16 protein-coding genes are annotated in these 18111 nt (G+C 64.7%); 10 read left to right on the plus strand and 6 right to left on the minus strand.

Translation table 11 applies throughout. From position 1 onward, the window contains the following. The first annotated feature begins 115 nt into the window (after window positions 1-115). Entirely contained in the window at window positions 116-1015 is a 900-nt protein-coding gene (locus DB708_RS22675) for a thiamine pyrophosphate-dependent enzyme (protein ID WP_201263595.1), read from the plus strand. Here DB708_RS22675 and DB708_RS22680 read toward each other — a convergent pair. Next, on the minus strand, window positions 1008-1661 hold the full coding sequence (locus tag DB708_RS22680; protein WP_108925731.1) for a response regulator: 654 nt from the start codon (window positions 1659-1661) through the stop codon (window positions 1008-1010). The two genes, DB708_RS22675 and DB708_RS22680, sit on opposite strands and share 8 nt — an antisense overlap. 113 nt (window positions 1662-1774) lie before the next feature. Here DB708_RS22680 and DB708_RS22685 point away from each other — a divergent pair, with 113 nt between their 5' ends. Further along, window positions 1775-2977 carry a sensor histidine kinase gene (locus DB708_RS22685; RefSeq protein WP_201263596.1) on the plus strand — a complete coding sequence of 401 codons (1203 nt, stop codon included), beginning with the start codon at window positions 1775-1777 and terminating at the stop codon, window positions 2975-2977. Between the two features lie 4 nt (window positions 2978-2981). Here DB708_RS22685 and DB708_RS22690 read toward each other — a convergent pair whose 3' ends face one another. Next, a complete protein-coding gene (locus DB708_RS22690) occupies window positions 2982-4595 on the minus strand; it encodes an FAD-dependent oxidoreductase (RefSeq protein WP_108925733.1) in 1614 nt (537 codons plus the stop codon). A 14-nt stretch (window positions 4596-4609) separates the two neighbouring features. After that, window positions 4610-5287, minus strand: coding sequence for an IclR family transcriptional regulator (locus DB708_RS22695; protein WP_108925734.1), 678 nt, complete (start codon window positions 5285-5287; stop codon window positions 4610-4612). 127 nt (window positions 5288-5414) lie between these two features. On the opposite strand from DB708_RS22695, the gene DB708_RS22700 reads away from it, so the two are divergent. Genes DB708_RS22700 through DB708_RS22735 form a run of 8 tightly spaced genes read left to right on the plus strand, consistent with a single transcriptional unit; the run spans window position 5415 to window position 14527 of the window. After that, complete coding sequence (locus tag DB708_RS22700) at window positions 5415-6278, plus strand: alpha/beta fold hydrolase (protein WP_108925735.1); 864 nt, start codon at window positions 5415-5417, stop codon at window positions 6276-6278. Next, complete coding sequence (locus DB708_RS22705) at window positions 6278-7990, plus strand: bifunctional 3-(3-hydroxy-phenyl)propionate/3-hydroxycinnamic acid hydroxylase (protein WP_108925736.1); 1713 nt, start codon at window positions 6278-6280, stop codon at window positions 7988-7990. The genes DB708_RS22700 and DB708_RS22705 overlap by 1 nt, the downstream gene beginning before the upstream one ends. After that, window positions 7938-8855 carry a 3-carboxyethylcatechol 2,3-dioxygenase gene (locus tag DB708_RS22710; protein ID WP_235616902.1) on the plus strand — a complete coding sequence of 306 codons (918 nt, stop codon included), beginning with the start codon at window positions 7938-7940 and terminating at the stop codon, window positions 8853-8855. The genes DB708_RS22705 and DB708_RS22710 overlap by 53 nt, the downstream gene beginning before the upstream one ends. Window positions 8856-8866: 11 nt before the next feature. Further along, window positions 8867-10564 carry an FAD-binding protein gene (locus DB708_RS22715; RefSeq protein WP_108925859.1) on the plus strand — a complete coding sequence of 566 codons (1698 nt, stop codon included), beginning with the start codon at window positions 8867-8869 and terminating at the stop codon, window positions 10562-10564. An 18-nt stretch (window positions 10565-10582) separates the two neighbouring features. Then, entirely contained in the window at window positions 10583-11890 is a 1308-nt protein-coding gene (locus tag DB708_RS22720; protein WP_108925737.1) for an LLM class flavin-dependent oxidoreductase, read from the plus strand. A gap of 6 nt (window positions 11891-11896) precedes the next feature. Beyond that, window positions 11897-12727 (plus strand): coniferyl-alcohol dehydrogenase, encoded by an 831-nt coding sequence (locus DB708_RS22725; RefSeq protein ID WP_108925738.1) that lies wholly within the window; start codon window positions 11897-11899, stop codon window positions 12725-12727. Next, the gene (locus DB708_RS22730) at window positions 12711-13703 is read left to right on the plus strand and encodes a cyclase family protein (protein ID WP_108925739.1); all 993 of its coding nucleotides are present in this window, start codon (window positions 12711-12713) and stop codon (window positions 13701-13703) included. The genes DB708_RS22725 and DB708_RS22730 overlap by 17 nt, the downstream gene beginning before the upstream one ends. Next, window positions 13703-14527, plus strand: a complete 825-nt coding sequence (locus DB708_RS22735; protein WP_108925740.1) for an alpha/beta fold hydrolase — start codon at window positions 13703-13705, stop codon at window positions 14525-14527. The genes DB708_RS22730 and DB708_RS22735 overlap by 1 nt, the downstream gene beginning before the upstream one ends. Here the strand turns inward: DB708_RS22735 and DB708_RS22740 are convergent. The 3 genes from DB708_RS22740 to DB708_RS22750 all read right to left on the minus strand — a co-directional run bounded on the left by DB708_RS22740 (window position 14524) and on the right by DB708_RS22750 (window position 18018). After that, window positions 14524-16200: a multicopper oxidase family protein gene (locus tag DB708_RS22740; protein WP_108925741.1), complete on the minus strand. Its 1677-nt coding sequence runs from the start codon at window positions 16198-16200 to the stop codon at window positions 14524-14526. The genes DB708_RS22735 and DB708_RS22740 overlap by 4 nt on opposite strands. Before the next feature lie 108 nt (window positions 16201-16308). Further along, window positions 16309-17061: an SDR family oxidoreductase gene (locus DB708_RS22745; RefSeq protein WP_108925742.1), complete on the minus strand. Its 753-nt coding sequence runs from the start codon at window positions 17059-17061 to the stop codon at window positions 16309-16311. An 81-nt stretch (window positions 17062-17142) separates the two neighbouring features. Continuing rightward, window positions 17143-18018 carry a hypothetical protein gene (locus DB708_RS22750; protein ID WP_108925743.1) on the minus strand — a complete coding sequence of 292 codons (876 nt, stop codon included), beginning with the start codon at window positions 18016-18018 and terminating at the stop codon, window positions 17143-17145. Between the last annotated feature and the right edge of the window lie 93 nt (window positions 18019-18111).

Consider the following 18111-nt stretch of genomic DNA (forward strand, 5'->3'; position numbering starts at 1 on the left):
CCCCCAATCGGGGGAACGGAATTCATCTGGATTGCGACCCGATCGGCGGAGGTTGGCCCAGCGCCACCCGCATAACTTAACTCTTGTATCCACGACGAGTTAGGAGCCACCGAACATGACTCGCACACCCGAACTGTCAGCGGCATGGTTGCGTGAGCAACTGGAGCTGTACCGCCAAATGTGGGTCTTGCGCCTGCTCGACATGGCAGTGGAGGAGATGCGTATCGACGGTCGGCTCAACCAACCCGTCCAGGCCGCGCTCGGCCAAGAGGCGGTGGCAATCGGCACCGCCGCGGCACTTCGTCCCGGCGACTTCATGACCACCGCCATCATCCACATGCAGCATGCCCAGCAGATCAGTTGCGCGCTGCCGCTGGGCCCGGCCATCGCGGCGCTCAGCAGCCCGGATTTCGGTCCTGACGGCGACGAGGAAGCCCCGTTCGTGGCTTCAGTTCGTGGGTTATGTTCTCTCTCAAGCGCTTTGCAGCAGTCACCGCTGCTGGCCGTCGGGCACGCCTACGGTAAGCAACTGATGGACGACGGCGGGGTCACGGTCTGTGTCATGGAAAGTAGTGACGCGAAATCGGCAGACTTCGCCGAGGCCGCGCACATCGCCCTGTCCTGGCAGCTTCCGGTGGTGTTCGTTGTCGAAAATGCGCGTGAGGAAGCCAACGTAAGCGAGTGTCACGGGCTGCCAGTGATATCAATCGATGGCAACGACGTTGCGGTGGTTCGTGATTCGGTCGCCGGCGCCGTGCGATGCGCGAGCGCGGGCGGAGGTCCGGTTCTGGTTCACGCGATGACCCAGCGCGAGGATGGTGTCGTCTGGGTGGGCCCACTGGTTCTGGAAAGGGAGCGGCTGATTGACGCCGGCGTCAGTGCCGCCCACCTCTACGAGGTGGAGCGCCGAGCCCGTCACCTGGTCGCCGAGGCTGAGGCCTTCGCGAAGGTCATCCTGTGGGATGACCAGCCGGCGCCGATTCGGGAGCCGGAGGTGTGGCCTGCCGCTAGCTGAGTAGACCTTGCCGCATTGCCTCGGCGACAGCAGCTGCGCGATCGCTGACTCCGAGTTTCTCGTATAACCGCTGGACATGCGTTTTGACCGTGGAGGGTGCGACGAACAGCTCGCCTGCGATCGCGGGGATGCTTTGACCGCGAGCGATCCGATTGAGCACCTCGCGCTCCCGGGCGCTGAGGACAGGAGCCGTCGGCTCCGCTCGCTGCCGAATCTGTGCGGCAAGCCCTCCGGCAAGCGAGGGTGCCACCACGTCGTTTCCGTTCGCGCAATCGAGCACCGCTTTGACGATCTCGGTGCGCGTCGAGTCCTTGAGCAGAAAGCCGGCTGCACCTTGCTGCAGCGCTTGATACACGATCGCGGCCTCGTCATGCGCCGACAGCAGCAGGACGCGCGTGGGCAGATCGTTACTTCGCACCGCCGCGGCTACCTGAGCGCCATCCATGCCGGGCATCCGGAAGTCGAGCAATGCGACGTCGGGAAGGTGCTCCTTGATCAGTTCCAGCGCTTGGGTGCCGTCATCCGCCTCGCCGACGACGTTTACCTCGCCGCTGAGAGCCAGGGCTCGTACCACGCCTTCCCGGAAGAGCGGGTGATCATCGCCGACAACGACGCGGACCTTCTCGGGCGTTGCTGCGCCGGCCATGGCGGACAGTCTAGCGGTTCGCCGTACCTGCGCAGATTGCTATTGGGGACAACCTGATGCGGGTTTTGCCATTTAGCCCCAGAGTGGCGAGTACAGATGAATACTGTGTTCGCGTGGCGGATACCAGCGATGCAGAGTTGCATCGGGTACGCGGGATTCACCAACTGCGCTCGTATCGAATCGCGTCTGTGGTTCGGATCGGCGTAGTTGGGTTGATGGTCGCCGCCATGATGATCGGCACCAGCCGGTCCGAGTGGCTGCAGCAGAGTGTACTGATCGCGGTGTACGCGGTCATCGCACTGTGCGCCGCGGCGCTCGCATTTTTCCCGTTTCGTCAATGGGTTGCGGTGGGGGCGCTGGAACCAGTTGCTTTCACCATCATCGACGTCATCGCCTTGACCGTCTTCCAGCTGCTGTCCACTGGCGCGGTCTATCCCTTGTTGATCATGACCATGCTGCCCATCCTGTTGGGCCTTGACGTCTCTTCGCGCCGCGCCGCGCTGGTGCTGATCTTCTCCATGGTGGGGTTCGCGATCGCGGTGCTCCAGGACCCGGAGATGCTGCGCTCGATCGGGGTGTTCGAGGCCGCTTTTCGCTTTGTGCTGTACGGGTTCCTATGTGCCACTGCATACATGGCGGTCCGTATCGCAGATCGGCACACGCGCTCGGTCGCAGGCTTAAGCGTGCTGCGCGAGGAATTGCTTGCTCAGACGATGACGGCGTCGGATGTGTTGCAGCGCCGGATTTCGGAGTCCATTCACGACGGACCGCTGCAAGACATCCTGGCGGTGCGTCACGAACTCGTCGAGCTGGAGACCACGCTCCCGGGTGACGAGCGCGTCGAGCGCGCGCTGGCCGGTCTGCAAGTCGCGTCACACAGCCTGCGGCAGGCGACTTTCGAGCTGCACCCGGCCGTGCTCGAACAGGTTGGGCTGGCGGCAGCGGTGCATCAGTTGGCCTCGGATTCGGCACAGCGCTCGGGCATCCAGATCTCCACGGAGATCGATTACCCGAACCGCGATGAGATCGACCCGATCGTGTTCGGTGTGGTTCGGGAATTGGTGTCGAACGTCGTGCAGCACTCGCACGCCCGCCGGGCATCGATCAAGCTGGGGGTCACCGACCACAGATGTGTTTTGCATGTGATCGACGACGGGGCGGGATTCAATACCGAGACCATGGCACGCCGGTTGGGGGAGGGCCACATCGGTCTGGCGTCGCATCGCGCCCGGGTGGACGCCGCCGGCGGCGTGTTCGTTTTCCTCGACACCGCGGTGGGCACCCACATCTGCGTGGAAGTGCCGCTGAAGTCGTGAACAGCTACTGCAGGTCGACCGACTTACCGGTGGCGGCAGCGTAACCCGCACGATATCCGAAAACCATTGCCGGACCAATGGTTCCACCTGCACCGCCATAGGCACGTCCGGTCGCGCCGGCCATCGTGTTGCCCGCAGCGAACAGGCCCGGAATAGGTTCCCCGCTGACGTGGAGCACCCGGCCGTCGTGGTCGGTGCGCGGCCCGCCCTTGGTGCCCATCGCGCCGATACACACTGGAACCGCGTAATACGGCGCGGTGTCGATTGGGCCGAGTGTCTTCCCGGCCGCGGTGCTGGCGCTGTCGTCGCCCCAATAGCCGTCGTACGCACTGGAACCGCGGCCGAAGTCGGGGTCGGCGTCCTTCGCCACGTGGCGGTTCCACTCGTCGATCGTGCGGATCAGGCCTTCGGCATCGATACCGGTCTTGGCACCCAGTTCGCTCAGGTCCGCGGACTCGCAGAACCAGTCCGGAACCGGCTCACCGGGCGCGATGCCCAGAAATCCATAGCGCTGCAAGTGAACTGAATCGAAGACCATCCATCCGCGATCGTTGACGTATCCGCCCCGAGGGTCCAGGTAGTGGAACGCGCCGGCCATCGAGTTGTAATCGCAGGCCTCGTTGACGAATCGGTGCCCGGCCTGGTTGACGATGATGCTCCGCGGCCGAGTTCGCTCCAGCCGCACGCTGCGGCTGCGCTGTTGGCCTTCGATGGTGTCGCCGGGGATTTGTACGACCGGCACCCACCACGCTTCGCCCATGTTCGCCAGATCAGCGCCGTGCGCCATTGCCATGCGCAGCCCGTCACCGGTGTTGTTCGGCGGCGAGACCGCACCGTGCATCGGCCCGCGAAGGAACGCCTGTACCAAGCCCGGATCCCATTCGAATCCGCCGACACCCAAAACGACTCCACGCCGCGCTCGCACGTTGATGCGCTGTCCGGACATCGCGATGCGCACCCCGACGATTTCGCCGTCTTCGGTAACGAGTTCCTCGGCCCGGGCGTTGGTGTGCGGTGTCACCCCGGCGTCGAGTAATCCCTTGAGTAGCCCCGCAATTAGCGCGGTGCCTGCGACGCACAGGTCGCTGCCCTCCTCGATCGCCGCGTGCAGGCGTGCCCGGGTTTCGGCATCGAAACCGACGTTGGACCAGTCGGCGGGAAATGAGGTGATCCGGTCGCCCCACTCACCGATTTGGTTCAGGTCGAACGGCCCCGCGCTCAGCGACCGGCCTCCGGTCGGCTGGCCACCCGGCAGCTCTGGCCGGTAGTCGGGGAAGCCGGCCGCGATCTCGAAATGTAGGCCGCTATGCCCCTCGACGAATTCCAGCATGGCCGGGCCGGTCCGCACGAACGTTTCGACCAGCGCGTCGTCCATGGTGCCCAGGGACTGCGCGCGCAAGTACTGCAGCGCGGCGTCTTGAGTCAATTCGCCGTCGGGAGAACGGTTATGGGCGGGAATCCACACGACTCCACCCGACACCGCGGTGGTGCCGCCGACGGTCGGGGCCTTCTCGAACACCTCGACGGAGGCGCCGGCAGACGCCGCGGACAGTGCGGCGGTCAGGCCGGCCCCGCCGGTGCCGAGCACGACGACATCGGCCTCGGAGTCCCAAGACATCAACGGCTATCCCTTCAGCTCAGCAGCTCGGACAACTGGTTCGCGGCTTTGACGACCGCATCCCTGCCGCGCAGCACGACGTCTTCCCGGTGGGAGATGAGGTTGATGCATGTCGGCGGAGACGGTGCCGAGCGGTGGACCGACACGGCCAGGCCGTAGGTATTCGGTTCGATCTCTCCGTAGGTCGTCACCCAGCCGCGCTCGCGTGCTCGCGACACCAGGTCCCGCTCGCCCGGGCGTGGCGGAAGGCTTGCGAGCAGGGCGATTCCGGCAGCGCCGCGGTCCAGCGGGTACCGGCTGCCTTCGTGGAACGACAGTTGGTAGGCGACGTGGCTCGGCACGATCACCGCGATCGCGACCTGTTGATCGCCCTCGGCGATGAGCAACGACACCGTGGTGCCCAGATCGTCGGCCAGGGCGCGCAACGTCGGCAGACTCAGTTGGCGCACATTGCGGTCGAACGACGCGCCGAGCACCGCGAGCCCGGCGGCCGGCCGGTAACGCCCGTCTTCGCCCTTGGCCACCAAGCGGAACTGGGCCAACGTTGACAGCAGCCGATAGGCGATGGTGCGGTGCACCCCGACCTGGTCGGCGAGCTGCTGCACGGTCAACCCGGTGGGGGAGTCCGCAACCATTTGCAGCGCGGTGATTCCCCTGGCCAGCGTCTGCGAGCCGGTGCCCGAACCCGTCACAGCCTTGACATACCTCCAAGCGAGAGCGAAGCTCTAATATATAACGCACGAGAGTGTGCGATATTTGCACATCGGGTAAGTCTAAAACGAGAACGCGATTTCCACCAGTAGTAGGCAGAGAGGAACCGTGGCCGAGTTCGAGAGCATCTGGAGCGATCTTCAGGGTGTCGCGTTTGAGCAGGGCTATCTCAACGCCGGGGGAGTCAAGACCCGTTACCTGCGCGCCGGCGATCCCGGTAAGCCGGTACTGATGCTGCTGCACGGATCCGGCGGCCACGCCGAGGCTTATGTGCGCAATCTAGGCGCGCACGCCGAGCATTTCTGGACCTGGTCGATCGACATGCTGGGGCATGGGTACACCGACAAGCCGGGCCACCCGCTGGAAGTCAGCCACTACGTCGAGCACCTGATGGCTGTGCTGCGCACCATCGGGGTGGAGCGCGCATTCATCAGCGGTGAATCGCTCGGCGGCTGGGTGGCCGCCCGTACCGCGGTCGACCACCCGGATGTGGTTGAGCGACTGGTCCTTAACACCGCCGGCGGCTCCCAGGCCGATCCAGTGGTGATGCAACGGATCATCACGCTGTCCATGGCCGCCGCCGAGGACCCGACCTGGGAGACCGTGCAGGCGCGGATCAAGTGGCTGATGGCCGACAAGTCCAGGGGCTACGACGACCTGGTCGCCAGTCGCCAACGGGTGTATCGCCAACCGGGATTCGTCTCCGCGATGAGCGACATCATGGCATTACAGGACCCCGAGATTCGGGCCCGCAACATCCTCGGCCCGGACGAATACGGGTCGATCGTCGCGCCGACGCTGGTGTTGTGGACCAGTGACGACCCCACCGCCGACGTGACCGAGGGACGCCGCATGGCGTCGATGATTCCGGGCGCCCGGTTCGAGGTGATGCCCGGTTGCGGCCGCTGGCCGCAGTACGAGGACGCCAAGACCTTCAACCAACTGCATCTCGACTTCCTGCTAGGCCGCTGATGGGAACCGACGGGCACCAGACACCAGGACTCGATGTCGACGTAGTCATCGTCGGCGCAGGCCCGGTCGGTCTGACCCTGGCCAATATCCTTGGCCAGCAAGGTGTCCGAACGCTATTGGTCGACGAAAGAGACACGCTGATCGACTACCCGCGCGGGGTCGGCCTGGACGACGAGTCGTTGCGCACCTTCCAGTCGATCGGCCTGGTCGAGTGCGTCCTGCCGCACACGGTTCCTAACCAGATTCTGCGTTTCTTCGACGCCAAGCGCCGGGTGCTTGCCGAAATGGCCCCGCCCGATGCGCGTTTCGGTTGGCCGAAGCGCAACGGATTCGTCCAACCGCTCGTCGACGCCGAATTACTGGCCGGTCTAGACAGATTCGACTGCGTCGAGGTGCGCTGGAGCCACCCGATGACGACTTGCGAGGAAACCGCCGACGCGGTCACGGTCGAGCTTGGCGGCGAGGGGGATCCCAGCACGGTGCGGGCCCGCTATGTCGTCGGCTGCGACGGCGGCCGCAGCATGACGCGGCGGGTGATGGGCGTGTCCTTCGACGGGACGACGTCGTCCACGCGCTGGTTGGTGGTCGACATCGCCAACGATCCGCTGGGCCATCCGAACAGTGAGGTCGGTGCCGACCCCGAACGCCCGTACGCCTCGATCTCGATCGCGCACGGAATTCGGCGCTTCGAGTTCATGATTCACGCCGACGAGACCGACGAGCAAGCGGAGGACCCGGCGTTCCTGGAGCAGATGCTGGCCCGCATGGTGCCCCGTCCCGACCGGGTCGACGTGATCCGGCGCCGGGTGTACACGCACCACTCGCGAATCGCCGGGGCGTTCCGCAGCGGCCGGCTGCTGCTGGCCGGTGACGCCGCGCACCTGATGCCGGTGTGGCAGGGGCAGGGCTACAACAGCGGCATCCGGGATGCCGCTAACCTGGGCTGGAAGCTGGCCGCCGTGGTCAACGGCCGGGCCGACGACAAATTGCTGGACAGCTACGACATGGAGCGCCGCAAGCACGCGCGGGCCATGATCGACCTTTCCACCATGGTCGGCCGGGTCATCTCGCCGACCAACCGCCGAGTCGCCACCGCACGCGACCTGCTGGTGCGTTCGGCGTCAATTGTGCCCACGCTCAAGCGATATGTGCTCGAGATGCGGTTCAAGCCGATGCCGCGGTACGAGCACGGGGCAGTCGTGCATTCGACCCCGCACCGCACCGAATCGCCCGTCGGCACGCTGTTCATTCAGCCCCGGGTCGATACCCGGACTCAGCAAGATGTCCTGCTGGACGATGTGCTTGGGCCGTGGTTCGCCGTGCTGTGCTGGAACAACAACCCGCGCAAGATTCTCGGCGACGAGGCTTTCGCGAAGTGGAAAGCGCTGGGCGCACGGTTTGTCGCGCTGCGGCCGCTGACTCAGCTGAACTGGCCTGGGCACGACGATCCGGATGTCATCGTCGTGGGCGATCGCACCGGCGGGCTCAAGTCCTGGTTCGATGTGCACTCCGAATCAGTAGTGTTCCTGCGTCCCGATCGCTGCATCGCGGGTGCCTGCATCGCCCAGCTCTCTCCCGATCTCAGCGCATCGCTGTTGGACGCCCTCACACTCATCCCGGGAGGGGGTGATGTCGACGGTGGCAATGGCTCTGTGCTGTATGTCCCACAGCCCGCTCCTGAATCTTCCGGGGCCGTCGCGGGACCTGCTTGACGACATCGAAGGCGCCATCGCGCAGGCTCGGGAATTCGTTCGCGATTACGATCCCGAACTCGTGGTCATCTTTTCTCCGGACCACTACAACGGGTTCTTCTACAAGGCGATGCCGCCGTTCTGTATCGGCCTGAACGCCAACGGAGTTGGCGACTACGGCACGCATGACGGTGCGCTGGATGTGCCGACGGACCTGGCCTCGCAGTGCGCGGAGGCCGTGCTCGACGCGGGTATCGACGTGGCGGTATCGGCCAGCATGGACGTGGACCACGGGACCGTCCAGCCGCTTGAGAAGCTGTTCGGGGACGCACTGTCGCGGCCGGTGATACCGGTCTTCATCAATGCGGTTGCGGTGCCGCTGGGACCGCTGCATCGGTGCCGGGCGCTGGGTGCGGCCGTGGGCACCTTTCTGGCCACGTTGGATAAGCGGGTCCTGGTGATCGGATCCGGTGGACTCTCGCATAGCCCTCCGGTGCCGACACTGGCGACCGCGCCTGAAGCGGTGCTGGAGCGGATCGTGCAGGGCCGGCCGATGACACAAGAGCAGCGCCAAGCCAGGCAGGCCGCTGTCATCGAGGCGGCCAAGGCCTTCGCGGGTGGCGAGAGTGACCTGCAACCTCTCAACCCGGCGTGGGACCACCGCTTCCTGGAGATCATCGACACCGGCCGACTCACCGCGTTCGACCTCTGGTCGAACTCGTTCGTGTTCTACGAGGGCGGTACCTCCGCGCACGAAGTGCGCACGTGGATAGCGGCTTTCGCCGCGCTGGAAACCGCAGGCGAGTACCAGACGGCGTTGCGCTACTACAAGCCGGCCGAAGAATTGATCGCTGGCTTCGCGATCAGGACGGCGATGCCGACATGACCGGTGCGGAGATGGACGGCTTCGATCACGTTGTCGACGTGTTGGTCGTCGGGTCCGGCGGTGGTGGCATGGCCGCGGCCCTGACGGCGCATGCGTCCGGGCTGGACACGTTGGTGGTCGAAAAGTCCTCCCACTTCGGCGGTTCCACCGCCTTGTCCGGGGGCGGCATCTGGGTACCTGGCGCGCCCTCGCAACGCCGGGGCGGCTACTGTCCGGATCCCGACGGCGTGGTCGAATACCTGCTCAAGATCACCGAGGGTCTGGTCAGCGAGGCGCGCATCCGGCAGTACGTCGAGTCGGCCCCCAAGATGCTGGAGTTTCTCGAAGAGCTTTCGGGATGGTTCGAATTCGTCTGGAAGCCCGGCTATGCCGATTACTACCCGGAGCTGCCCGGCGGCTCGGAACTCGGTAGCACCATCAACGTGCCGGCCATCGATCTGCGGAAGCTGGGCGCCGACGAGAAGACGTTGCTGGCGCCACTGGCGCTTGCTCCGCGGGGAATCTGGCTGGGCCCCAAAGACCTTCGGACCTTCTATCGGATCAGGCAGTCGTGGGCCGGTAAGGGCGTACTACTGAAACTGATCTGGCGGATGGTCAAGGCGAGAGTCCTCGATGAGCGGATGGCCGCAATCGGGCAGTCGTTGGCCGCCCGGCTGCGGCTGGCGATGCGCGAGAACGACATCCCGCTGTGGCTGGACGCGCCGATGACCGAGTTAGTCATCGACGCAGGAGGATCGGTGACCGGAGCGGTGCTCGAACGCGACTGTGCCAAGCAGCGCATCGGCGCGCGCCGAGGTGTCATCCTGGCTTCAGGCGGCTTCGATCATGACCTTGCCTGGCGCAAAGAGCAGCTCCCAGTCGTGGACCAGGACTGGAGCTTCGGCAATCCGGCCGCGATGGGCGACGGCATCCGTGCGGGCCAAAAGGTGGGCGCCGCAACCGATCTTCTGGACGAGGCATGGTGGTTCCCGGCCATCCAATGGCCGGACGGCCGAATGCAATTCATGCTGAACGAGCGGATGATGCCGGCCCAATTCATCGTCAACGGCGACGGCAAGCGCTTCATCAACGAGGCCGCCCCGTACATGGACTTCGGCCACGCCATGATCGACGGGCAGCAATCCGGGGTCACCCACATCCCGTGCTGGCTGATCACCGATCACCGATCCTTCAACCGCTACGTCGTCGGCGGCCACCTGCCGATCCCGAAAATCCCCGGCGCCCCGGTGCCCACCGGCCGCAAGGTTCCGTCGGCTTGGCTGGAATCCGGCGTGGTGAAGGCGGCGACCAGTTGGGACGAAATGGCCGCAAAGATCGGCGTCCCGGCAACCGAACTTCGTGCAACCGCGGCTCGTTTCAACGAACTCGCGCGCCAGGGTCACGACGACGATTTCAACCGAGGGGACAGCGTGTACGACAACTATTACGGCGATCCGACCCTGCCCAACCCCAATCTGTATCCGCTGGGTGACCCGCCCTACTACGCGTTCCGAATCGTTCTCGGCGATCTCGGAACCTCGGGTGGCCTGCTGACCGACGAATACGCCCGAGTGGTACGTCCCGACGGCACCGTCGTCCCCGGCCTGTATGCGGTGGGAAACACCTCCGCGCCGGTGATGGGCCGCAGCTACGCGGGCGCCGGAGCGACCATCGGTCCCGCCATGACCTTCGGCTTTGTCGCCGCGAAACACCTTGCCAGCCAGGCCTAGTCTCTTGAGGAGGTAACAATGAAAATTTCACTGTTCTACGAGTTCGCCCTGCCACGCCCGTGGGTACCGGAGGACGAGCACGTCATGTTGCAGGACTGCCTGGACGAGGTGGAAGCCGCCGACAAGGCGGGATTCTCCACCGTCTGGCTGACCGAGCATCACTTCCTCGAGGAGTACTGCCATTCCACCGCGCCGGAGATATTCCTGGCCGCGGCCAGCCAGCGGACCAAGAACATCCGGCTCGGATTCGGCATCATGCACCTGCCGCCGTTGGTGAATCACCCCGCGCGGGTAGCCGAACGCATTGCCACCCTTGACTTGCTGTCCAACGGACGCGTCGAGTTCGGCACCGGCGAATCCTCCTCCGTCGGTGAGCTGGGCGGGTTCAACATCGATCCCGCTGACAAACGCGCGCAGTGGGAAGAGGCGCTCGAGGTCTCGATCCGCTGCATGGTCGAAGAGCCCTTTTCCGGGTTCGAAGGCCAACACGTCCAGATGCCGGCCCGCAACGTGGTGCCCAAGCCGCTACAGAAGCCGCATCCCCCCGTCTGGGTTGCCTGCACCAGGCCGGCCAGCGTGCAGATGGCTGCCCAAAAAGCCATCGGTGCTTTGAGTTTCGCTTACACCGGCCCCGGTCCGCTAACCGAGCGGGTCAACGGTTACTACAAGGAATTCGAGGAGAACGGCGTGCCGGTCACGCCGCAGATCAACCCGAACATCCTGGCCATCGGCGGTGACCTGTCGATGATGGTCGCCAGGACCGACGAGCAGGCCCTGCAACGCCTCGGCCAGGGTGGCGGATTCTTTTCGTTCGGCATCATGCACTACTACATGACCGGCGTGCACACCCCCGGGCGGACCGGAGTGTGGAAGCGCTACCTCGAAGAGGTGGAAAAAGACCCGACGCTGGCCTATGGGCCCGGCCGTGGCGCGATCGGATCCCCGGCCACCGTGCGCGAGTTCCTGCGCGGCTACGAGGAGAGCGGCGTCGACGAGATCATCCTGCTGCTCAATCCGCGCAGCCACGAGGGCACCATGGAGTCCATCGAGCTGATGGGCAAAGAGGTGCTGCCCGAGTTCATCGAGCGCGACAAGAAGGCGGTGGCGGAGAAGGCCAAGCGCCTGGCGCCCGTCATCGAGAAGGTCGAGGCGCGGCGGCCCAAGTCGACCGCACCGAAATTTGATGAAAACTACTCCTTTGGCGGCCTGCCCACCGGTCGTGGCGGTAAGTTCACTGCCAGCGAGATCCCCGAGGCCATGGCGGAGATCAACGAGGGTCGGGTCCAGGCAGCGCAGCGGGCAAAGGAAGAACAGAACAAGAAGTAGACGGCCTTGGCAGACATCGACGAGCTGTGGCGCTATGACGGCCGCCGTGCCGTGGTCACCGGGTGTGCGTCGGGTATCGGCGAACATGTGGGGCGACAGCTCACCGACCTCGGCGCCGAAGTCATCGGGCTGGATAAGCGCCGACCGCCGTTCGAGGTCAACGAGTTTCATCACGTCGACCTGGCCGACCCGGAGTCGATCGAAGGTGCCGTAGCATCCATCGGCGGGCGGGTCGACGCGCTTTTCAACGTCGCCGGAGTCTCGTCGGGGATCGGCGACCCGACCCTGGTCGCCACGATCAACTTCCTGGGCCTGCGGCGCGTCACCGAGGCGCTGGTGCCCAAGATGGGCGCGGGATCTTCAATCGTGAGCGTCTCCTCGCTCGCGGCGGCCGGCTATCGGGAGCATGCCGACGCGGTGGTGCCGTTGCTGGATACCGCGACGATGCAACAGGGCATCGACTGGTGTCACGCCCATCCCGACGAGCTGGGCAACGGCTACCAACTGTCCAAAGAAGCGATCATCTTTTACACCATGCGCAGCGCCACACCGTTGGGCGCCAACGGTATCCGCATCAATTGTTCCGGCCCCGGGGTCACCGAAACCCCGATCCTCGATCAGCTGCGAACCGCATACGGGCAGGGCTTCCTCGACGGTATTCCCAAGCCCCTGGGCCGTGTTTCCGGCCCCGCCGAGCAGGCCGCGGTGTTGCTCTTTTTGAATAGTCGTGCAGCCAGCTACATCACGGGACAGGTCCTCTGGGTCGACGGCGGAAACGTGGGTGCCGCGATCGCCCGTGAACTCGAGGAAGGACGGGCCGATGGCCGACTTGACTGATTTCCGGCGGGTCGCGAGTGACGTCTCCAATTGGGGGCGCTGGGGGAACGACGACGAGCTTGGCACGCTGAACTTCATCACCGCGGACAAGGTCGCCCAAGCGGCGAGCCCGGTCAAGCACGGCAAGGTGTTTCCGCTCGGGGTCGACTTCGGCGCCTCCGGGCCGCAGGGCGCCTTCGAGTTCCGGCACAACCCGGTGCACATCATGACCGTCGACGGCGGAGATGTGAACACGCTGGCCAAGTACGGGCCGAGCTGGCCGAGTAATCCGGTGGCCCAGCAGCTCAGTAGCTACATGACTGCCGACAACCCGTTCCGGTTCAACGATGACATCATCATCATGCCGTTGCAGGCGGCAAGCCAGTGGGATGCGCTGTCCCACGTCTACTACGACGATCACCTCTACAACGGGTTCCCGGCGGATTCGGTGACCAGCCTGGGTGCCTACCACTGCGGCATCGACAAGGTCGACGTCAAGGGCATCACATCCCGAGGTGTGCTGCTGGACTTGGTTCGCCATCGGGGGGCCGACGTCTTCCTCGAGGCCGGCAACCCGATATCCCCGGAAGAACTCGACGACGTGGTCCGTGCGCAGGGCGTCACCATCGGGCCAGGCGATATTGTTCTGATCAGGACCGGTTGGTGGACAAGGTTTCTCATGACCGGGAACAAGATGGAAGGCTATTCGGGACTGGACTGGCGGTGTGCCCAGTGGCTACACGATCACCAGATCGCCGCCGTGGCCGCAGACAACCTTCAGGTCGAAGACCTGGAATCCGGGGTCGACGGGATCACATTCCCGCTGCACCTGCTCTGCCTGCGCGACATGGGGATGATCTTCGGCGAATACTGGGATCTCACCGCGCTGGCGCAGGACTGTGCTGCCGACGGCGTCTACGAATTCCAGCTCATCGCACCGCCGCTGAGAGTCGTTGGGGCCGTGGGCTCCCCGGTCAACCCGATCGCGATCAAGTGATGGACTTTGAGCGCAGGAGCATGCTGGTTGACGGCTTGACCACCGGCTACCTAGAGGCCGGTGAAGGCGATCCGGTGGTGCTGCTGCACGGCGGCGAGTTCGGAGCCAGCGCCGAAATCTGTTGGGAGCGCAATATTTCCGTGCTGGCCGCGCACTATCGAGTGCTGGCCCCGGACATGCTGGGGTATGGCAATTCGGCGAAGGTGATCGACTTCGTCGACGGTCGGGGGATGCGGATTCGGCATGTGGCTCGCTTCTGCGAGGCCCTCGGCGTCGACTCGGCGCATTTCGCCGGCAACTCGATGGGCGCCATCAACCTACTCAACGATGCCACGTCGGAGGCGCCGCGACTGCCCGTCCGCAGCTTGATGATCATCTGTGGAGGCGGAGATATCCAGCAGAACAAGCACTTTGAGGCGCTGCAGGAGTACGACGCGACGCGTTCGGGGATGCGGAGCATAGTCGCGGCGCTCTTCCACGACGCCGGCTATCCGGCCGATGAGGAATACGTGGGCCGGCGCTATGAGTCGAGCACCGCGCCGGGGGCGTGGGAAGCGGTGGCCGCGGCTCGATTCCGCCGTCCCGGCTCGTCGCGGCCCCCGACACCGTTGGCCACGCGATCCTACGAACGCATCAGTGTGCCAACGCTTGTCATCGAAGGCGGAGAGGACAAGCTGCTTCCGTCGGGCTGGGCCGCGCAGATCGCCAAGCAGATTGACGGCGCCCGCTCGGCGGTGGTCTCCGACGCCGGTCATTGTCCGCAGATCGAGCAGGCGTCGACGACCAACGATTTGCTGCTGGAGTTTCTCCGCGCCGCATCCTAGAAGACGTATTCCAATCGGGTCATCATTCCCGCGACTTGGTGGTAGGTGTTGTGGCAGTGCATCTGCCACACGCCAGGGTTGTCGGCCACCAGAACCGCGAGGAGCTTCTGTTTAGGTAGCACGATCACGGTGTCCTTGCGGGCGCCGAGAGATCCGTCGGCGTTGATCAGCTGGAATGTGTGCCCGTGCAGGTGGATTGGATGATACATCATCGTGGTGTTGTCGAACGTGATGGTGGGCCGTTGCCCCTGCCGTACATGTAGCGGATTAGTCCGGCTGTAGGGCTCGCCGTTGATCGTCCAGTCGTATTGGGCCATGTTGCCGCCCAGGACGACCGGTAGGTTGACACCCGGTTTGGGTCGGCTCAACATGGCCGACGTTGCGGCGGTGAACATCTCGATGGTTCCCACGCGTTTGGTGAGTTCGGCCGGTTGGAATAGTGGATCGGGCACGCTGCCTTGTCCGGTGGACAGCAGTGCGCGCGCCAGCGAACCTTTGCCCTCCGCGAGCGCGACCAGTGGGAAGACACCGTCGGCGGCGGTCACGATCACGTCGTACCGTTCGGCCATCCCGATGAGTAAGGCGTCGACCTGCCTGGGCACGACGCGGAAACCATCGGTGTGGGTGACCGTCATGGTGTGGCCGGCCAACGCGACGCGAAATGCGGTGTCGGAGCCGGTGTTGATGAAACGGATCCGGATTCGCTGGCCCGGTTTCGCGTTGAAGGTGGTGGGAGCCGCAGGAATGCGGCCGTTGATCAGATAGTAGGGATAGGGGATGTCGCCGGCGTCGCCGCCAAGTAGCTCGCTGCTACCGACCCTGGCCGGCGGCATCGCGGCTGCCGACGTGGGCGGGCTCGTCGAGGTGGTCGCGGTTGTCGACGTCGTCTCGGACGTGGACGTCGTCTCGGACGTGGACGTCGTCTCGGACGTGGACGTCGTCGAGGTGGTCGGGGATGTCGGCGTCGTCTCGGGTGCGGCCGGCATGTTGGACATACCGGGCATACCGGGCATGCCGGATTTGTTCGGGTTAGTGAGCTCCTGGTAGAGCTGCTGCGGGCTCTTCCCGACGCCGTCGGTCCAATCATCAAGGACCACAACCCATTCGACGTCGTAGTCGCCCTCAGTCGGATCCTCGATGACGACCGGTAGGTACAGGCCCATGTCTTCGTCGAGGCCGGTGTGTGGATGAGCCCAGTAGGTGCCCGAATTCGGTACCGAGAACTGGTAGGTGAATTCTTGACCGGCCTCGATATTCGGGGTGGCCGGCTCCGCACCATCCATGTTGTTGCGCAACGCGATACCGTGCCAATGCACCGACGTCGGATGGTCGAGTTTGTTGGAGACCTTGACCACAAGCTCGTCGCCGACGGTGGCCCTGATCAGCGGCCCGGGCAGCTTGTCGCCGAAGGCCAAGGTTCGGACGACTGGCCCGCCCAGGTCGATCTGTGTCAGTTGCGGAGTCAAACTAGCGGTCACCGTGCGGCCGCGGTGCGGGCGCGCCGCTTCCGCGGCAGCGATCGCGTCCGCCATCTTGTTGGCACTGCTGGGTGCCTGCGGCTTGGAGTGGTCGCACGCCGCCAGAGTCAATCCACCCGCGATACCGGCTGCCATGAAGCCGCGCCGGGTAAGCCGCCCCCCGTCGATGGGACCCCAACTGGTGGGTAGCGGCATGGATGGCTCCTTGTCGTCGGTCGATACGTGCCCGGCGAGTTATACCGTGCTAGGGAGTTAGCCAGAACGCAACCATTGACATGCCAGGGTTGGCCTGCCTGCGCCGGTTCAAGCCCGCGAAGGTATCCAATCGCTGAAGTTGGTGGGGTAGACGGTTACCTTTTCGCCTTCGATGGGGACGATGCTGCTGTCGTCCAGTACGGCACCGTAATAGCGGGCATCGGGGTCGGTGACCACCTGGCGGGCATCGCCAGTTGCGGCAAACCAGGTCCGAATGAAGTCGTCCATGCCTTGTTTTTCTGGGCCGGCGATGTTGATCACCCCGTTGGTCGGATCGCCGGTGGCCGCGCTGGTGACGGCCGTGGCGACATCCGCGGAAGAAATGGGCTGGAATGCCCCGTGCGGCGCGCGGACCGTGTCGCCGTCGGCCAGCGAATCGGCGATGCCGCCAACGAATTCGAAGAACTGCGTCGCCCGCACGATCGAATGCGGAGATCCTGATTCCCTGAGCACCTTCTCCTGGGCGACCTTGGCCCGCATGTAGCCGCTGTCGGGCAACCGTTCGGCTCCGACGATCGAGAGCGCGACGTGGTGCGCTACGCCTGCTGCGCGCTCTGCCTCGAGGAGGTTGCGGGTGGAGGTGGTGAAAAATTCCAACACGTCGTCGTCGGCCCAGGACGGTGAGTTGGACACATCCACCACCGTGTGGACACCGGCGACGGCCTCGGCGACGCCTGCCCCGGTGATGGCGTTGACACCCGAGCTCGGCGATGCCGGGACAGCTTCATGGCCCTGCTCGGTCAGCATGGCGACAACCTGCGATCCGATCAGCCCGCTGCCACCGACCACCAAAACCTTCATGAGTGCGCCTTTCGAGTTTCCCGATGAACTGGTCTGTTCAGCATGGCGTCTGTGCCGTCTGCGCGAAACCCCCGACAGCCGCTAGGCGAAGCGCCGGGCGAGCCCGTCGTCGGTACTGGCGACCGAGTAGCAGGCCGCGGTCGAAACGATCGTTGGCACGAGAAGTGAGAGTACGAAAACGAACATGACGAACGCACGGTTAGGTGTCGTCAGCCAGCCGATCGGAAAGCGTGCCAGGCTCACGGCAAGCCAGGACGCTGCGACGGCGAGGAACAGGGTTCCCACCGTGGCGACCTTGATCGACCGCAGCGCCAACTGCGTCGGCTCGGTGGTGTCGGCCAGCGAGCGGTTGAGGTTTTTCGTGCGGATGTAGACCACCGCGAGATCGAGCAGGATGGCCAGCGCGCAGAACGTCACGATCGTTCCCGTCAGCCAGAGCGCGGGCGGGTGGCCGAGAACAAAATGCAGGTAGTCGATGCTGGTCTCGCTCATGATCAACGTTGTCGCCATCGCGGCGCCGAAGGTCAGCCACCCGCCGAGGTCGGCGAGGAAGCAGGAGGCGCGGATGTCGGCGGGGTCATCGGTAGGCACCTTGTTTACCGCGTGACTGGCGAGCATCCAGCCCAGCCCCCCGAACAGTGCGGTGGTGCCTGCCGCGAGCATCCCGGTCGCCAAATTGCCCTGGGTCCAGGCGATCGCGCAGATGGCCTGCCGATCACCGTTGTCGGGCGGGTGGGTGCCGCTGATCAAGCTGAACAGATAGCTGTCGAGCATCAGGATCAGCACCGCCGACGAGAACAATGCCAGCGTGTGCACGCCTTCTCGGCTGTTGCGGTCGAACAGCAAGGCGATTGCGGTGATCAGGAAGCCGCCGAGTACACCGGCGAGCTGCGACGTCGACGACGCCGACGCGATCATGCTCCATTGATCGGAGCTGCAGGAGGTATCGGGATTCATCGACGCCGCTCACTCATGCGCCAAACCTTAGCCAGACCTGGAGCCGACGATGCCAAAAGTTTGCTGTTTTAACGTAACGATCGCAGGCTTAAA

Origin of the sequence: Mycobacterium montefiorense, assembly GCF_003112775.1 — a bacterium.
Classification (GTDB): domain Bacteria; phylum Actinomycetota; class Actinomycetes; order Mycobacteriales; family Mycobacteriaceae; genus Mycobacterium; species Mycobacterium montefiorense.

Excerpts from the sequence above, each read along its gene's own strand:
- DB708_RS22690 (WP_108925733.1), bottom strand. The coding sequence starts at position 4,595 with ATGTCTTGGGACTCCGAGGCCGATGTCGTCGTGCTCGGCACCGGCGGG.
- DB708_RS22720 (WP_108925737.1), top strand. The coding sequence starts at position 10,583 with ATGAAAATTTCACTGTTCTACGAGTTCGCCCTGCCACGCCCGTGGGTA.
- DB708_RS22730 (WP_108925739.1), top strand. The coding sequence starts at position 12,711 with ATGGCCGACTTGACTGATTTCCGGCGGGTCGCGAGTGACGTCTCCAAT.
- DB708_RS22675 (WP_201263595.1), top strand. The coding sequence starts at position 116 with ATGACTCGCACACCCGAACTGTCAGCGGCATGGTTGCGTGAGCAACTG.
- DB708_RS22715 (WP_108925859.1), top strand. The coding sequence starts at position 8,867 with ATGGACGGCTTCGATCACGTTGTCGACGTGTTGGTCGTCGGGTCCGGC.
- DB708_RS22710 (WP_235616902.1), top strand. The coding sequence starts at position 7,938 with ATGTCCCACAGCCCGCTCCTGAATCTTCCGGGGCCGTCGCGGGACCTG.
- DB708_RS22680 (WP_108925731.1), bottom strand. The coding sequence starts at position 1,661 with ATGGCCGGCGCAGCAACGCCCGAGAAGGTCCGCGTCGTTGTCGGCGAT.
- DB708_RS22740 (WP_108925741.1), bottom strand. The coding sequence starts at position 16,200 with ATGCCGCTACCCACCAGTTGGGGTCCCATCGACGGGGGGCGGCTTACC.
- DB708_RS22745 (WP_108925742.1), bottom strand. The coding sequence starts at position 17,061 with ATGAAGGTTTTGGTGGTCGGTGGCAGCGGGCTGATCGGATCGCAGGTT.
- DB708_RS22705 (WP_108925736.1), top strand. The coding sequence starts at position 6,278 with ATGGGAACCGACGGGCACCAGACACCAGGACTCGATGTCGACGTAGTC.
- DB708_RS22735 (WP_108925740.1), top strand. The coding sequence starts at position 13,703 with ATGGACTTTGAGCGCAGGAGCATGCTGGTTGACGGCTTGACCACCGGC.
- DB708_RS22750 (WP_108925743.1), bottom strand. The coding sequence starts at position 18,018 with ATGAATCCCGATACCTCCTGCAGCTCCGATCAATGGAGCATGATCGCG.